This window comes from Arthrobacter sp. NicSoilB11 (assembly GCF_019977375.1).
In the GTDB taxonomy this organism is placed as follows: Bacteria; Actinomycetota; Actinomycetes; order Actinomycetales; family Micrococcaceae; genus Arthrobacter.
Map to the genome: position 1 here is coordinate 2751043 of NZ_AP024657.1, position 15335 is coordinate 2766377.

13 protein-coding genes are annotated in these 15335 nt (G+C 66.1%); 4 read left to right on the top strand and 9 right to left on the bottom strand.

The window, feature by feature from the left end; genetic code table 11:
• Nucleotides 1–10: 10 nt before the first annotated feature.
• The 3 genes from LDO14_RS12765 to LDO14_RS12775 are packed head-to-tail and all read right to left on the bottom strand — an operon-like array spanning nucleotide 11 to nucleotide 2540.
• Entirely contained in the window at nucleotides 11–439 is a 429-nt protein-coding gene (locus tag LDO14_RS12765; RefSeq protein WP_018768431.1) for an HIT family protein, read from the bottom strand.
• A complete protein-coding gene (locus tag LDO14_RS12770; RefSeq protein WP_134163837.1) occupies nucleotides 436–1629 on the bottom strand; it encodes an NAD(P)-dependent alcohol dehydrogenase in 1194 nt (397 codons plus the stop codon). Before LDO14_RS12770 ends, LDO14_RS12765 begins: the two co-directional genes overlap by 4 nt.
• Entirely contained in the window at nucleotides 1626–2540 is a 915-nt protein-coding gene (locus LDO14_RS12775) for a sulfurtransferase (RefSeq protein WP_134163836.1), read from the bottom strand. Before LDO14_RS12775 ends, LDO14_RS12770 begins: the two co-directional genes overlap by 4 nt.
• A gap of 108 nt (nucleotides 2541–2648) precedes the next feature.
• Between LDO14_RS12775 and LDO14_RS12780 the strand changes: the two genes are divergently transcribed.
• The gene (locus LDO14_RS12780; RefSeq protein WP_134163835.1) at nucleotides 2649–3761 is read left to right on the top strand and encodes a PLP-dependent cysteine synthase family protein; all 1113 of its coding nucleotides are present in this window, start codon (nucleotides 2649–2651) and stop codon (nucleotides 3759–3761) included.
• Here the strand turns inward: LDO14_RS12780 and LDO14_RS12785 are convergent.
• Nucleotides 3758–4414, bottom strand: coding sequence for an MBL fold metallo-hydrolase (locus tag LDO14_RS12785; RefSeq protein WP_134163834.1), 657 nt, complete (start codon nucleotides 4412–4414; stop codon nucleotides 3758–3760). The genes LDO14_RS12780 and LDO14_RS12785 overlap by 4 nt on opposite strands.
• A gap of 116 nt (nucleotides 4415–4530) precedes the next feature.
• Here LDO14_RS12785 and LDO14_RS12790 point away from each other — a divergent pair, with 116 nt between their 5' ends.
• The gene (locus LDO14_RS12790) at nucleotides 4531–4992 is read left to right on the top strand and encodes a Fur family transcriptional regulator (protein WP_018768436.1); all 462 of its coding nucleotides are present in this window, start codon (nucleotides 4531–4533) and stop codon (nucleotides 4990–4992) included.
• On the opposite strand, the gene LDO14_RS12795 is transcribed toward LDO14_RS12790, so the two are convergent.
• From LDO14_RS12795 to LDO14_RS12815, 5 genes are all read right to left on the bottom strand, one after another.
• Entirely contained in the window at nucleotides 4970–5854 is an 885-nt protein-coding gene (locus tag LDO14_RS12795) for a metal ABC transporter permease (protein ID WP_134163833.1), read from the bottom strand. The genes LDO14_RS12790 and LDO14_RS12795 overlap by 23 nt on opposite strands.
• Complete coding sequence (locus LDO14_RS12800; protein WP_134163832.1) at nucleotides 5854–6669, bottom strand: metal ABC transporter ATP-binding protein; 816 nt, start codon at nucleotides 6667–6669, stop codon at nucleotides 5854–5856. The genes LDO14_RS12795 and LDO14_RS12800 overlap by 1 nt, the downstream gene beginning before the upstream one ends.
• Nucleotides 6666–7643 (bottom strand): zinc ABC transporter substrate-binding protein, encoded by a 978-nt coding sequence (locus LDO14_RS12805; RefSeq protein WP_134163831.1) that lies wholly within the window; start codon nucleotides 7641–7643, stop codon nucleotides 6666–6668. Before LDO14_RS12805 ends, LDO14_RS12800 begins: the two co-directional genes overlap by 4 nt.
• A gap of 76 nt (nucleotides 7644–7719) precedes the next feature.
• Nucleotides 7720–8790, bottom strand: coding sequence for a hemolysin family protein (locus LDO14_RS12810; protein ID WP_018768440.1), 1071 nt, complete (start codon nucleotides 8788–8790; stop codon nucleotides 7720–7722).
• A complete protein-coding gene (locus LDO14_RS12815; protein ID WP_134163830.1) occupies nucleotides 8787–10121 on the bottom strand; it encodes a hemolysin family protein in 1335 nt (444 codons plus the stop codon). Before LDO14_RS12815 ends, LDO14_RS12810 begins: the two co-directional genes overlap by 4 nt.
• Before the next feature lie 593 nt (nucleotides 10122–10714).
• Between LDO14_RS12815 and LDO14_RS12820 the strand changes: the two genes are divergently transcribed.
• Together LDO14_RS12820 and LDO14_RS12825 are read left to right on the top strand one after the other, a co-directional pair.
• The gene (locus LDO14_RS12820; RefSeq protein WP_026265645.1) at nucleotides 10715–14533 is read left to right on the top strand and encodes a multifunctional oxoglutarate decarboxylase/oxoglutarate dehydrogenase thiamine pyrophosphate-binding subunit/dihydrolipoyllysine-residue succinyltransferase subunit; all 3819 of its coding nucleotides are present in this window, start codon (nucleotides 10715–10717) and stop codon (nucleotides 14531–14533) included.
• Nucleotides 14534–14688: 155 nt separating this feature from the next.
• Nucleotides 14689–15288, top strand: a complete 600-nt coding sequence (locus tag LDO14_RS12825) for a GDSL-type esterase/lipase family protein (protein ID WP_134163829.1) — start codon at nucleotides 14689–14691, stop codon at nucleotides 15286–15288.
• The last annotated feature ends 47 nt before the right edge of the window (nucleotides 15289–15335 follow it).

A 15335-nucleotide genomic window follows, 5' to 3' on the forward strand; every position in this document is an offset into this window, starting at 1 on the left:
TCCCCGCGTCCTACCTGCCGGGCACGAACTCCCCGTACCCGGCGGCCCGGAGGCCGTCGCGCAGTTTCTCCGCGTTGGCGTCGAGGACTGCGGGGTCCGGGTTCTGGTCCGCCGATCCGAAGTCGAAGTCGGCCATGCTTTGCGATGGCCACACGTGGACGTGCAGGTGGTTGATTTCGTAGCCCGCCACGATAAGGCCCGCCCGGCGTGCCCCGAAAATGTCCACCTGGACGGCACCGATGCGCCGTGCCACTTCCATGACCTTGGCCAGTGTTTCCGGCGACGCGTCCGTCCAGCGGTCCACTTCTTCGGTGGGAACCACCAGCGTGTGGCCGTCCGCGAGCGGGCCGGTGGTCAGGAACGCCGAAACGTCGTCCTCCCGCCACACAAACCGGCCGGGGATCTCACCCTTGATGATCTTCGTGAACAGTGTGCTCATGCGTCTGTCTCCTCAGCGGCTGCCTGCAGCGTGCCGGTATCCAGCACGAACCGGTACTTAACGTCTCCTGCGACCATCCGGTCGTAAGCTTCATTCAGCTGGGCAGCGGTCACCATCTCAATGTCGGCCACCACGCCGTGTTCAGCGCAGAAATCCAGCATCTCCTGGGTCTCGGCAATCCCGCCGATCAAGGACCCTGCATAGGCGATCCGGCGCCGGATCAGAGCACCCGGGTTGACCGGCGGCATCGCCTCGGAGGGCAGTCCCAGCTGGAACAATGCCCCGTCCACGCGCAGGGTGCGGAAGAAGGGGTTCAGGTCGTGCGGGGCGGCAACGGTATCGATGATGAGGTCCACCGTGCGGTCCGCGGCCGCCATCGCCTCCCCGTCCCGGGACAGGACAACCTCGTCCGCGCCAAGCTCCAGCGCGGCCGCCACCTTGGACTCTGACGTGGTGAATACCACCACCTTCGCCCCCATCGCCTTTGCAAGCTTGACGGCCATGTGGCCGAGCCCGCCCAGCCCGACGACGCCCACCACGTCCCCTTCCCCGACGTCGAAGTGCCGCAACGGGGAGAACGTGGTGACGCCGGCGCACAGCAGGGGCGCGACGGCGGCCGGGTCCAGCGACGCCGGGACACGCAGGACGTACCGGCGGTCCACCACGATGGACGAGGAATACCCGCCCTGGGTGATTGCGTCACCGTTCCGCCGGTCCTTGGCACCGTAAGTGCCGGTCATCCCGTTTTCGCAGTACTGCTCAAGGCCGTCAAGGCAACTGTCGCACTCGCGGCAGGAGTCCACCATGCAGCCCACGCCCACCCGGTCGCCTATGGCGAAGTCGGTAACGTCCGCGCCGATCCTGCTGACGGTTCCCACGATTTCGTGGCCGGGAACCAGGGGGTACGCCTGGCCGCCCCATTCTCCGCGGGTTGCGTGCACGTCGGAGTGGCAGAGCCCGCAGAACTCGATGGCGATCTCCACGTCGTCCGGCTTGGGCGCGCGCCGGGCCACGGTCAGCGGCACCAGTCCGCTCTCCCGGGAGACCGCACCCCAGGCGCCGGCAAGCGACCCGGCTTCAGCGGCGGGGGCAGCATCAGATACGGGCTCCAGAGGGTTGGAGGGGTCGTTGGGTTGGGCTGGATCTATGGGTTTTGCTAGGGGCGGTGGTACCGGGCGTCCTGGTGTCATAGTGCGACGCTACCCCCGCCGCCTGCGGAGTTTCCAGCCGGCCTTCCGCCCTCCCGGGTCTCCGTTCCGCCGCCCCCGGGTTCCGGACCCATGGCCACCGGCAGCCCGGGCCGGTTGGACCACTCCGAAAAGGAGCCTGGGTACAGGGCTGCCGGAAACCCGGCGAGTTCCAGTGCAGCCACCTCGTGGGCGGCCGTGACGCCGGACCCGCAATAGACGGCCACCGGGAGGCCTGCCACCACGCCAAGGGATTCAAACCTCCGCCGCAGCTCTTCCCGCGGCAGGAACCGCCCGGCGTCGTCCACGTTCCCCGTGGTGGGGGCGCTCACCGCTCCAGGAATGTGTCCGGCACGGGGATCAACCGGTTCGACCTCGCCCCGGTACCTCTCCCCTGCCCTGGCATCGAACAGCAGCCCATCCCTCGGCCAGGCTGCGGCAGCACCGGCGTCGACCACTGGCATCTGCCCGCTGCCCAGCTCCACGTCGCCGCGCGCGGGATGGACCGGGCCCGGTTCGAGGGGCAGGCCGGCGGCACGCCAGGCGGCCAGGCCGCCGTCGAGCAGGTACACCTCATTGAGGCCGGCATCGCGGAGCATCCACCACACCCTTGCGGCCGCCATGTTCGCGCTGTCATCGTAGGCGACCACGACGTCGCCCTTCCTGACGCCCCAGCGCCGGGCCGACTCCTGGAACTGTCCGGCGGAGGGCAGGGGGTGCCGTCCCCGGTCCGCAACCGCCGGGTCGGACAGCTCGGAGGCCAGGTCCACGAAGACGGCACCCGGCAGGTGCCCTGCGAGATAGTGTTCGTGGCCGTGCGGATCGCCCAGGACCCAGCGCACGTCCAGCAGCACCGTCCGGCGCCCGGCGCCGAGCCTGGCCTGGAGGGCGGCAACGTCCATCAACGGTTTCATCGGTGCTCCTTCTGCAGCGTGCTGACGGCGGACGCGGGATATCCTGCCTGGACGGCCGCCGGTCCCACTCTAGACGGGGAGTTCCCGGCCCGCGGGTAGGCTGGACTGGTGACGATCGAGGGCAGCACCGGCAGGAACGATGGCGGAACGGACCGGGACTGGGCCGACCAGGCCATCCGCACCATCACCGCCGAAAACAACCGTTCCGCGGACACGCACCTGTACTCCGTGCCGCTGCCGGAACAGTGGGGCATCCGGCTGTACCTCAAGGACGAGTCCACGCACCGCTCCGGCAGCCTGAAGCACCGGCTGGCCAGGTCCCTGTTCCTGTTCGGGCTGGTCAACGGCTGGATCCGGGCGGACACCACCATCGTGGAGGCCTCAAGCGGCAGCACCGCGGTCTCGGAGGCCTACTTCGCCCAGTTGCTGGGTTTGCCCTTTGTCGCCGTGATGGCCCGCACCACCAGCCCGGAAAAGATCGCGCTGATCGAAAAGTTCGGCGGCTCCTGCCTGCTGGTGGAGAACGCCACGGATGTGTATTCGACAGCCGAAGAAGTAGCCGCCACCTGCAACGGGCATTACATGGACCAGTTCACGTTCGCGGAGCGGGCCACCGACTGGCGCGGGAACAACAACATCGCCGAATCGATCTTCGGGCAGCTCAGCCTGGAGCCGCATCCGGTGCCGGAGTGGATCGTGGTTGGCGCCGGTACGGGCGGAACCAGCGCCACGATCGGCCGGTATCTGCGCTACCACAGCCATCCCACACGGTTGCTGGTGGTGGACCCGGAGAACTCGGCCTTCTATCCAGGCTGGCTGGGGGAAACAGCCGGACGGCCCACCGGCCTGCCCTCGCGCATCGAAGGCATTGGCCGGGCCCGGATGGAGCCGAGCTTCATCCCTACGGTGATCGACCGGATGGTCCAGGTGCCGGATGCCGCCTCGGTGGCAGCAATGCGGCACCTGAACTCATTCGCCGGCCTGCATGCAGGTCCCTCCACCGGAACCAACCTGTGGGGAGTCTGGCAGACGGTGGCCCAGATGCTGTCCGAGGGCCGCAAGGGCAGCATCGTGTCGTTGATGTGCGACGGCGGCGAACGGTATGCGGGCAACTACTGGAACCAGGACTGGCTGGCTTCCCAGGGGCTGGATCCGGCGCCCTACGAGGCCGTGATTTCGCGCTTCCTGGACACCGGGGAGTGGACCGGCGCGCCGGCCTAAACCTCCACGGACTCGCGGGCGGCCAGGTGCCTGTATTCGGTGCCGTACTTGGCGCCGATCCGCTTGACATGGCCTTCAACGATGCCCAGGCCGTTGTCGTTGAGCAGGCCGTCATGGATCTGGAAGGCGCGCGGCGCCCGCACACCGATGACGAAGTCAACAACCTCGGCGGACTTGCTCCACGGCGCGTGCAGCGGGACCAGGAGCGTCTGGACCTGGATTCCGTCCGGGATGATGAACGAGTCCCCCGGGTGGTACACGTTTCCGTCCACCAGGAAACCGATGTTGGCAACCACCGGGATCTGCGGGTGGATCAGGGCGTGCTGGCCGCCGAAGCTGCGGATGTCGAAGCCGGCGGCCTGGAAGGATTGGCCGGGTTCCACCGTATGGATGCGGTCTGCCGCGGCGGCGGCTTCCCGGCGCAGTTGCCCGGCCACGCCCCCGGGGGCATACAGCGCCAGGCCCGGGTCTCCTTCGAGGGCGGCCACCACGGCCTTGGTGTCAAGATGGTCTGCGTGTTCGTGGGTCACCAGGACTGCCTGCGCCCCTGACAACGCCTCGGCTGATTCGGAGAAGGTGCCGGGGTCCAGGACCAGGATGCGGCCTTCCTTCTCGAGCCGGATACAGGCGTGTGTGTACTTGGTCAGCTTCATAGCGCCAGCCTAGGGTCCGCCCCGGAAGCCTGTCCACGGACCCTGTCCTGCACTCCGGCCCATGAAGCTCCGGCTGGTAATCTTGGTGTTTGCCCCCCACGGAAGCGAGTTCGTCCATGCCGATCGGCGTCAAGGCTGATTCCGCCGCCCCATCCCCGGCAGGAGGCGGCAGGGAACAGCGCGTTACCAAGCAGCGCAAGGCCGTCAGTGCGGCCCTGGACCACCTGGACGACTTCGTCAGCACGCAGGAGCTGTACCGCATCCTGCAGAACCAGGGCGTGTCCGTGTCATTGGCCACTGCCTACCGGATCCTGCAGTCACTGGCCGATGAGGGATTGGTGGATGTGCTGCGCAATGGCGACGGCGAGGCCGTGTACCGGCGCTGTGCGGTGACCGCGCATCACCACCACCTGCTGTGCAGGAACTGCGGAAAGGCGGTGGAGGTGGAGGCACCCGCCGTCGAAACGTGGGCGGTGCGCACGGCCGCCGAGCATGGGTTCACCGAGGTGGACCATACCGTGGAGATTTTCGGCCTGTGCCCTGACTGCACCGCCCTTAAGGCTGCCGGGAAGCTGTAAGGACCCGCCCGTTGATGCCGCGCGCGGCGCGCACGGAGCTGATGCCGCGGCACGCCACGTAGATCAGGAACGACAACGTGGTGACGTAGGGGCTGATGGGGATCCGTCCGCCCAGTGCCAGCAGGATTCCGCCCACCGTTGCGGTGACAGCAAAAACGACGCTCAGGACCACCGCCGCAACCGGCGACGACGTGACCCGCAGTGCCGCGGCCGCCGGCGTAATCAGCAGCGCAAGCACCAGCAGGGCGCCGACCACCTGGATGGACAAGGCCACACTGACGCCCAGGAGGACCATGAAGACGAGGGCCAGCGTGCGGACCGGGACTCCCCGCGCCTCGGCGAGTTCGGGATCCACGCTGGCGAAGGTGAGCGGCCGCCAGATGGCCACCAGCACCAGCATCACCACAACGGCGGTCCCGGCGAGGGCCTGGAGCTGGACGGTGTCCACGGAAACGATTTGCCCGGTGAGGAGCCCGAACTTGTTTGCGGCCCGGCCCTGGTATAGGGACAGGAACAGGATTCCGAGTCCCAGGCCGAACGGCATGATCACGCCGATGGTTGAGTTCTTGTCCCTGGCCCGGACACCCATCAGGCCCAGCAGCAGCGCTGCCGCCACCGATCCTATGAGCGAGCCAAAAACCACGTCCGCACCGACCAGCAGGGCGAAGGCGGCGCCGGCGAAGGAAAGTTCGGAGATGCCGTGGACCGCGAAAGCGAGGTCCCGCTTCATGACGAACGTGCCCACGAGGCCGCCAAGGAGCCCCAGGATGGCGCCCGCCCAGATTGAGTTCTGGACCAGGACCAGCAGTTCGCCGTAGTTGTCGAAGTTGAAGATGGCACCGAGGATGCTGTCGGCGTCCATTACGCTGTTTCCCCTGCCAGGGCGTCAGCCTCGGCGTGGTGGTGGGTGGTGGCATCGGGCAGGCCAACGACGACGATCCGGCCGTTGGCGTGGATCACCTCCACCTGGGTGCCGTAGAGGTCAGAGAGCACTTCCGTGGTCATGACCTCTTCCGGCGTCCCCACCCGGAACCGTCCCCCTGCCAGGTACAGGACCCGGTCCACGTAGTCGATGATGGGGTTGATTTCGTGGGTAACGAAGACAACGGCGCTGTTGTGTTCGCGGCTTTGTTTGTTGATCAGGGCGCTGACTGCCTGCTGGTGGTGCAGGTCAAGGGACAACAGCGGCTCATCGCAGAGCAGGACCTGCGGATCCGTTGCCAGTGCCTGCGCCACGCGGAGCCGCTGTTGCTCCCCGCCGGAGAGCTGGCCAACGGGGACCTTGGCGTAGTCGGAGGCGCCCACCAGTTCCAGGAGCTGGTCCACCCTGCGGTTTGTCTTGCCGGCCGACAACCGGATGCCCCACCGGTGCCCGTCGACTCCCAGGGCCACCAGGTCGCGGGCACGCAGGGGCGTGTCCTGCGGAAACGACTTCTGTTGTGGAATGTAGCCGATCAGGTTGCTGCCGCGTTCCACGGGCCGGCCGCCCAGGAACGCTTGTCCGGAGTGCAGCTTCTGCAGGCCCAGGAGGACCTTCAGGAAACTGGTTTTGCCGCTGCCGTTGGGACCCAGCACGGCGAAGAACTCACCGGGCCTGATGTCCAGGTCCAGATCCTCCCAAAGCGTGCGCTGACCGAACCTGAGGCACGCCCCGCTGAGGCTGACGACGGATTTCACCTGTTTGACTCCAGAATTTTGCTGACGTTGTTCACATTGTCCGTCATCCACTGCACGTAGGTCTTTCCCTCAGGCAGGGTTTCGGTGAAGTCCACCACCGGAACCCCTGCGGCTTCAGCAGCCTTCTTCAGTGCTTCCGTCTGCGGGCCCTCGGTCTGCGCGTTGTAGGCCAGCAGCCGCACTGTCCCGGAAGCCACCAGGTCTGTGGCCTCCTTCATGGCGGCGGGCGGGACGTCAGTGCCCTCCTCGATCGCGGCAGTGTAGGCCTCAGGTGTGGCGTTCTTCAGGCCCGCATCTTCGAGCAGGTAGAGGGGAACGGGTTCGGTGACCGCAACCTGTCCTCCGGCCGCCGCGCCTTTCCGGGCCTCCAGCTTGCCGTGCAGGTCTGAGAGGGAGGCCTTGAAGGCGCCGGCGTTGGCTGTGAACGTGGCGGCAGAACCGGGATCCAGCATGCCGAGCTTCGCCGCAACACTGTCGGCCATCCGTTCCATGGCCGGCAGGCTGTACCAGACGTGTTCGTTGAAGTTGCCGTGATCGTGCCCGCCAGAGCCTTCGGCGGCCGGCCCGGTCGAGGCGGAAGCCTCCTCCTCCGGGTGGGCAAGGCCGGAGACTTCGACGGCGGTCAGCACCGAACCGCCGTCGAGCTTGCTGCTCTCCACCAGGGTATGAAGGAAGTCGTCGTAGCCGCCGCCGTTTTCGATGACCAGCTGCGCCTTCGAAACAGTGAGGCGGTCCTGGGCGGTCGCTTCATAGGAATGCGGATCCTGGCCGGCGTTGTTGATGATCGCGGTCACGCTGACCTTATCCCCACCGATGCTCCTGGCAATGTCGCCGTACACATTCGTCGAGGCCACGACGTTGATCCCCTGCGTGGAAGCGGGCGTCCCGGACTGCTGCGGGCTGCACGCACTGAGCAGAAGGCCAAGGCCCGTCAGGGCGGCAAGGAAAGAGCTGGCGGCGGCGGTACGGCGCACGGAAAACCTCAGTTCACGCAGATGGGGAGGACGACAGTGCAAGCCTATACCTAAATGCGAATGATTCCTATTTAGGTCAATTTCCGTTCGGCTGGCCCAACCGGCGGATTCCGGTGGCCTGCGTCGCGTCCCGGATTTCACCGACGAGCTGTTCGATGACGTCCTCAAGGAAGAGCACACCCCGCGTCTTGCCGTCCGGGCCGATCACGCGTGCAAGGTGGGATCCCGTGCGCTGCATGACGGACATGGCTTTTTCGATCTCGTCCCCCAGCGCCAGGTTGGCCAGCGAGCGGATGCGGCTCTCGGCAATCGGCAGTTCGTAGGCGGACTCCGGAATGGACAGCACATCCTTCACGTGGAGGTAGCCGTAGAGCATGTCGTCGTCATCAAGCATGGGAAACCGGGAGAATCCCGTACGGCTGACGGCCTTTTCAAACTCCACCGGAGTGGTGGAAGCCCCCAGCATGACCAGCTTCCCGAGCGGCACCATGATGTCCTCCGCCGTGTGCTCCGAGAACTCCAGGGCACCGGTAATGAGCCCGGCGTCGTCGTCCACCAGGCCGTGGCGGGTGGACTCCTGGACGATCGACTGCACCTCCTCCAGCGTGAAGGAGGACGTCACCTCATCCTTGGGCTCGATCCGCATCAGCTTAAGGATGTAGTTGGCGGACCAGTTGAGGACTGAAATCACCGGATGGACCAGCCGCGAGATGAACAGCAGCGGCGGGGCCAGGAGCAGCGCGGCCTTGTCCGCCACGGACACCGAGATGTTCTTGGGCACCATCTCGCCGAATGTGACGTGGAGGAAGGTCACCAGCATCAGGGCCACGGCGAAGGCTGCAACGTCCGCAGCTTCCGCCGGCAGGCCCACCGTCTCGATGGGGACAGCAAGCAGGTGGTGGATTGCCGGCTCGGCCACCAGCAGGATCAGCAGGGAGCAGACGGTGATGCCAAGCTGCGCGCAGGCCAGCATCAAGGACACGTTCTCCATGGCGCGCAGGGTTGTCTGGGCGCGCTTGGATCCGGTGTCGGCCAAGGGCTCAATCTGGCTGCGGCGCGCGGACATGATGGCAAACTCAGCCGCCACAAAAAAGGCATTGCCCAGCAGGAGCAAGCCCAGCCAGAGGATGCCCGCCCAGTCACTCATGGCTTGCTCCTGTCATTGGCGTCCTGTGCAGCCGGTTGATCCGCCGGGTGGAAGCAGATGCGGTCGATTCTCCGGCCGTCCATCCTGGTAACGCTGAGCGTTCCGCCGCCCACCGGGACGGAGTCCCCCACCACGGCGATCCGGCCGAGTTTGCTCATGACGTAGCCGCCCACGGTCTCGTAGGCCGCTTCGTCCGGAACACTCAGCCCCGGGATCTGTTCGGACAACTCGTCCGGACGGAGGAGCCCGGGAAAGTACCAGTCGCCGGAGGCGCTTTGCAGTAGCCCCGGACGGACCTTGTCGTGCTCGTCCGCCACCTCGCCCACGATTTCCTCCACCAGGTCCTCAAGGGTGGCGATGCCTGCCGTACCCCCGTATTCATCAAGCACGACGGCCAGCTGGAGGTTTCCCTCGCGGAGCTCGGCCAGGAGTGCATCAAGGTGGATGGTCTCGGGCACCCGCAGTACCTCGGTCATGATGGCGCCCGCTTCAAGGTTGCGGCGCCGGTCCCACGGAACGGCGACGGCCTTCTTGACGTGCACCAGTCCGCGGATGTCGTCGGCGGACTCGCCAATAACAGGGAACCGGGAGTACCCGGTCCTGCGTGCCGCTTCCACCACGTCGGAAACCGGCTGGTCGGCGTCGATTGTCTCGAGCCGGATGCGCGGCGTCATGACGTCCGCGGCCGTCCGCGTTGAGAAATTCAGGGTGCGGGCGATGAAGTTGGCAGTCCCGGCGTCGAGCGTTCCCATCGCAGCCGACCTGCGGACCAGCGAGGCAAGCTCCGCCGGAGTCCGCGCGCCGGAAATTTCTTCCTTGGCTTCCAGCCCGAAAACGTTCAGGACCTTGTTGGAAAAGCCGTTCAGGACCAGGATGGCCGGTTTGAAGATCGCCGTGAACATCAGCTGTGGCCGGGCCAGCGCCCGGCCCACGGGGAACGACAGCGCGATCGCCATGTTCTTGGGCACCAGCTCACCCAGGAGCATGGACAGCAGCGTAGCCAGCACCATGGCGAGGATGAGGGAGATGGACTGCACGGCCACGGCGGGAAGTCCGACGGCGGCCAGCGGCGCCTCGAGGAGGTGGCCAACCGAGGGTTCCATGACGTAGCCGGTGAGCAGCGTGGTCAGGGTGATGCCGAGTTGGCAGCTGGACAGCTGGGTTGACAGCGATTTGAGGCAGGTGAGCAACGGCACAGCGCCGCTGTCCCCGTCGTCAATGGCACGCTGGACGGTGGATTGGTCCAAAGCGATGAGGGAAAACTCGACGGCCACAAAGAATCCGGTGCCGGCGATCAGCAGCAGGCCTGCTGCCAGGAGGAGCCACTCCATTCAGCATCCCGCCTGGAGCGGCAGGACCGCCGGGAGCGCAGCCGACCGGAAAAGGGAGGAACTGCTTCGGCCCGGCGGAGGATGGTCGGCGGATCCCGAGGACTGGTCCGCACGGGATGCGGCAAGCTGGGCCGCTGGCTGGTGATGGGCGCGTTGTCGGGGTTTGCCGGCTCTGGGGGCGGACTGTGCGGCGCTCCTCGTGGAGCTCCGCTGACAGTGCCCAGGCCGGCACCTAGATTTACTGTCCATAAGACTTTCAGTCTACAGGAGCGGCCCCGGCCGGATGCGCGGCAGTCCGCCGCCGGGGCGGCCCGGCCTCCGGCCGCCCCAGCACTTTGCGGGGCTTCCCGGCGACCCTTGGCGCTCCAGGAGCCGGGCGTATCAGATGGCAATTCAGATGCAATTTTGGGCTCACATTCAGCCCCATGTTCGTCACTTCATGATTTGGGTCACCCTTATTGGCAGTTAACACAAGATGCTCACTAGACTTGCTAAGGGTCTGGGTTCAGAGGACGCAGAGACTGGTTCGATCGCAGTGCTGAAGCACCGGGGGGCCAAAGAGAAATCAAACTCATGGAAGAGGCGTATTTCAAGTGCCAGAGCAGCCAAGCCACCGTCTACCAGAGGAATTTGGCGGGAACGAGTGGCTCGTTGACGAACTGTACGAGCAGTACCAACAGGACAAGAACGCCGTGGACGCCAAGTGGTGGCCGCTGTTTGAATCTTTCGACTCGGGTAACGGTTCTTCCAACAATGGAAATTCCGCGCACGCTGCCAATCCTCCTACGCGCGAGCTGCCCGTGGTGAAGACGGCACCCGCTGCTTCGGCACCGTCGCCGGCCGCGGCCCCTGCCACTCCCCCGGCGGCACCCGCCGCCGCCCCGGCTGCCGCTCCTGCAGCAGCCCCTGCGCCGGTCAAGAAGGCCCCCGCCACGGAGGCACGCGACGGCGGCAAGAAGACCGAAGCAGGCACCGGCTCGCAGCCCATTCCGGCGCAGCTGCCCAAGAACGTCAAGGCCCCCACCGCGCCGGAGGAGGACGTCGTCTCCGTCCTCCGCGGACCTGCCAAGGCCATCGCCACCAACATGGTCACCAGCCTTGAGGTGCCCACGGCCACCAGCGTCCGGGCGATTCCGGCCAAGCTGCTCATCGACAACCGCGTGGTCATCAACTCGAACCTGGCCCGCGCCCGCGGCGGCAAGGTCTCCTTCACGCACCTCATTGGCTACGCAGTCATCCGGGCCCTTTCCCAGTTCCCGTCGATGAACGTGTACTACGACGAGGTGGACGGCAAGCCCGTTGCGGTCCAGCCGGCCCACGTCAACTTCGGCATCGCCATCGACATGCCCAAGCCCGACGGCACCCGCCTGCTCATGGTCCCGAACATCAAGAAGGCCGAGACCCTCAACTTCGCCGAGTTCTGGCACACGTACGAGGACCTCATCAAGCGCGCCCGCAACGGCAAGCTCACCGCCGAGGACCATCAGGGCACCACTGTCTCCCTGACCAACCCCGGCGGCATCGGCACCGTGCACTCAGTGCCGCGCCTTTCCAAGGGCCAGGCGGCCATCATCGGCGTCGGCGCCCTTGACTACCCGGCCGAATTCCAGGGTGCCAGCGAAAAGATCATCGCCCACAACGCCATCAGCAAGGTCCTCACCCTGACCTCGACGTATGACCACCGCGTCATCCAGGGCGCCGGCAGCGGCGAGTTCCTCAAGCTGGTGCACCAGCTGCTGCTGGGCGCACAGAACTTCTACGACGAGATCTTCGAAGCCCTCCGCATCCCCTACGAGCCTGTCCGCTGGAGTGCGGACCTGCAGGTGGATCCGGCTGACGAGATCAACAAGGTTGCCCGGATCCAGCAGCTGATCCACTCCTTCCGCGTACGCGGCCACCTCATGGCGGATACCGATCCGCTGGAGTACGTGCAGCGCAAGCACCCGGACCTCGACGTCCTCACCTACGGCCTGACCCTCTGGGACCTGGACCGCGAATGGCCCACGGGCGGCTTCGGCGGCAAGCCGATGCTGAAGTTCCGCGACATCCTCGGAGTCCTGCGGGATGCCTACTGCCGCACCACCGGCATCGAATACATGCACATCCAGGAGCCTGCCGAGCGCAAGTGGTTCCAGGACCAGCTGGAACACCCCTACTCCAAGCCCAGCCGGGAAGAGCAGCTGCGGATCGTCTCCAAGCTGAACGCGGCCGAGGCCTTCGAAACCTTCCTGCAGACCAAGTTCGTGGGGCAGAAGCGCTTCTCGCTGGAAGGCGGCGAGTCCCTGATTCCGCTGCTGGACGCCATCATGTCCGATGCAGCCGATGACGGCCTGGACGAGGTTGCCATCGGCATGGCCCACCGCGGCCGCCTCAACGTCCTGACGAACATCGCCGGCAAGACCTACGCACAGGTGTTCCGCGAATTCGAAGGCACGCAGGATCCGCGCTCCGTCCAGGGCTCCGGCGACGTCAAGTACCACCTGGGCACCGAAGGTACCTTCACCTCGGACACCGGCAAGGAGACCAAGGTCTACCTCGCCGCCAACCCGTCCCACCTGGAAGCCGTGGACTCCGTCCTCGAGGGCATTGTCAGGGCCAAGCAGGACCGCCTTGACCAGGGCGAGTCGTTCCCCGTCCTGCCCATCATGGTCCACGGCGACGCTGCCTTCGCCGGCCAGGGCGTGGTTGCGGAAACGCTCAACCTGTCCCAGCTGCGTGGTTACCGCACCGGTGGAACCATCCACATCGTGGTCAACAACCAGGTCGGCTTCACCACCGCCCCGTCGTCGTCGCGCTCATCCACGTACTCCACGGACGTTGCCAAGATGATCCAGGCACCGGTCTTCCACGTGAACGGCGACGACCCCGAGGCTGTGGTCCGCATCGGCCAGCTCGCCTACGAATTCCGCCAGCGCTTCCACAAGGACGTCGTCATCGACATGGTGTGCTACCGCCGCCGGGGCCACAACGAGGGTGACGACCCCTCGATGACCCAGCCGCTGATGTACAACCTGATCGAGGCCAAGCGCTCCGTCCGCAAGTTGTACACGGAGTCGCTCATCGGCCGCGGGGACATTACCGAGGAAGAAGCCGAGCAGCTGCTCCGCGACTACCAGGAACGGCTGGAGCGGGTCTTCGCCGAGACCCACGCCGCCCAGACCTCCCCCATCCCGATCGTGACCGCGGATTCCGCTGCCGTGTCCGATATCGAGCGGCCCATGGCCCAGCAGTCCGATTCCAGCGTCAGCGCACCGGCCTCCACGGCCATCAGCGCCGACACCCTGGCCCGGATCGGCAAGGCACACGTCGAGATCCCCGATGGCTTTACGGTCCACCCCAAGTTGAAGCAGCTGCTGGAAAAGCGCGAGCAGATGTCCCGCGAAGGCGGCATCGACTGGGGCTTCGGCGAGATCGCAGCCTTCGGCTCCCTGATCATGGAAGGCGTCCCCGTACGCCTTGCCGGCCAGGACTCCCGCCGCGGCACCTTCGTACAGCGCCACGCCGTCTTCCACGACCGTGCCAACGGCAAGGAATGGCTGCCGCTGGGCAACCTTTCCGACGACCAGGCCAAGCTGTGGATCTACGATTCACTGCTGTCCGAATACGCGGCCATGGGCTTCGAGTACGGCTACTCCGTGGAACGCCCGGACGCCCTGGTCCTCTGGGAGGCCCAGTTCGGCGACTTCGTCAACGGTGCGCAGACCATCATCGACGAATTCATCTCCTCCGCAGAGCAGAAGTGGGGCCAGCGGTCCTCGCTGGTCCTGATGCTCCCGCACGGCTACGAAGGCCAGGGCCCGGACCACTCCTCGGCGAGGATCGAGCGCTTCCTGCAGCTCTGCGCGGAAGACAACATGATCGTGGCCAACCCCACCACGGCGGCCTCGCACTTCCACTTGCTGCGGCGCCAGGCGTACAACCGGCCGCGCAAGCCGTTGATCATCTTCACGCCCAAGCAGCTGCTGCGCCTGAAGGCTGCCGCCTCGTCCGTGGAGGACTTCACCAGCGGCACCTTCCGTCCTGTCATTGGTGAGCATGAGCAGCTGCCGGCCACCGCCGTCGAACGCGTGCTTCTGGTCTCCGGCCGCCTGTACTACGATCTCCTGTCCACCCGGCAGAAGACCGGCGACAAGACCACCGCCATCATCCGCGTGGAGCAGCTCTACCCGCTGCCGCACCAGGAGATCGCGGCGGAGCTCGCCAAGTACCCCAACGCCGAAGTGGTCTGGGCACAGGATGAGCCTGCCAACCAGGGCCCCTGGCCATTCATCGGCCTGCACCTGCCCGAGGCCCTTGACCGGCGGGTCCGCCTTGTGTCCCGGCCGGCATCCGCCTCCACGGCAGCCGGCTCCATGAAGCGGCACGCTGCGGAACAGGATGTCCTCCTGAAGCAGGCATTTGCACGGAAGTAAGCAGTAAGGCTGCCCGGCCGGAGTCGAAATACCAGACTCCGGCCGGGCAGTTCTGTTTAATGGATGGACAGCGCCGCCCCGTACCCCCGCAGCCGCGGCGGCGACGATGCAGCGGCCGTACCGAAGTAAACCCGTACCGAAGTAAAGAGGAACGCGTGGAAGACAGGAAGCTGCGGATCGCAGCTGTAGGAGACGAACTGCTGGCCGGACTGGGGGATCCCCGGGCACTTGGCTGGCTGGGCCGCGTCCTGGCCCGCACTCCCCAGGACGGAATGCTCCTGGAAAGCTACGCCCTCCCCTGTCCGCAGGAAGGCACCGAGGGGCTTGCGGCACGTTGGCTGGAGGAAGCCGGCCGCCGTTTCAGCCCCCAGGCGGAGAACCGGCTGGTCATCGGCCTGTCCGGGCGGGACATTGAATTCGGTCTTTCCACCGCACGGAGCAGGCTGAACCTGGCCAATATCCTGGACTCGGCGTCACAGAACCGGATCGAGGTATTCGTCGTGGGGCCGCCTCCCACGCTGGACCCGGCCCAGAACCGGCGGCTTGACGAACTGAACACCGCCTTCGCCGATGTCACCACCCGCCGCAAGCACCTCTACGTCGACACGTTCTCGCCCCTGCTGAACCACGAACAGTGGCGCCAGGACCTTGCCGCAAACGGTGGCACGCCCGGCCAGGCAGGCTATGGCCTCATGGCATGGCTGGTGCTGCACCGCGGCTGGTTCCAGTGGCTGGGACTGGAAGCCCCCCAGTAGTAGCCCGCTCGAGATATATCTTGACCCTGCCCGCCTGCGGCGATACG

Bases quoted from the DNA above. Each gene is read 5' to 3' on its own strand.
- LDO14_RS12815 (WP_134163830.1), bottom strand. From the start codon at position 10,121: ATGGAGTGGCTCCTCCTGGCAGCAGGCCTGCTGCTGATCGCCGGCACC.
- LDO14_RS12810 (WP_018768440.1), bottom strand. From the start codon at position 8,790: ATGAGTGACTGGGCGGGCATCCTCTGGCTGGGCTTGCTCCTGCTGGGC.
- LDO14_RS12770 (WP_134163837.1), bottom strand. From the start codon at position 1,629: ATGACACCAGGACGCCCGGTACCACCGCCCCTAGCAAAACCCATAGAT.
- LDO14_RS12795 (WP_134163833.1), bottom strand. From the start codon at position 5,854: ATGGACGCCGACAGCATCCTCGGTGCCATCTTCAACTTCGACAACTAC.
- LDO14_RS12775 (WP_134163836.1), bottom strand. From the start codon at position 2,540: ATGAAACCGTTGATGGACGTTGCCGCCCTCCAGGCCAGGCTCGGCGCC.
- LDO14_RS12765 (WP_018768431.1), bottom strand. From the start codon at position 439: ATGAGCACACTGTTCACGAAGATCATCAAGGGTGAGATCCCCGGCCGG.
- LDO14_RS12790 (WP_018768436.1), top strand. From the start codon at position 4,531: ATGCCGATCGGCGTCAAGGCTGATTCCGCCGCCCCATCCCCGGCAGGA.
- LDO14_RS12785 (WP_134163834.1), bottom strand. From the start codon at position 4,414: ATGAAGCTGACCAAGTACACACACGCCTGTATCCGGCTCGAGAAGGAA.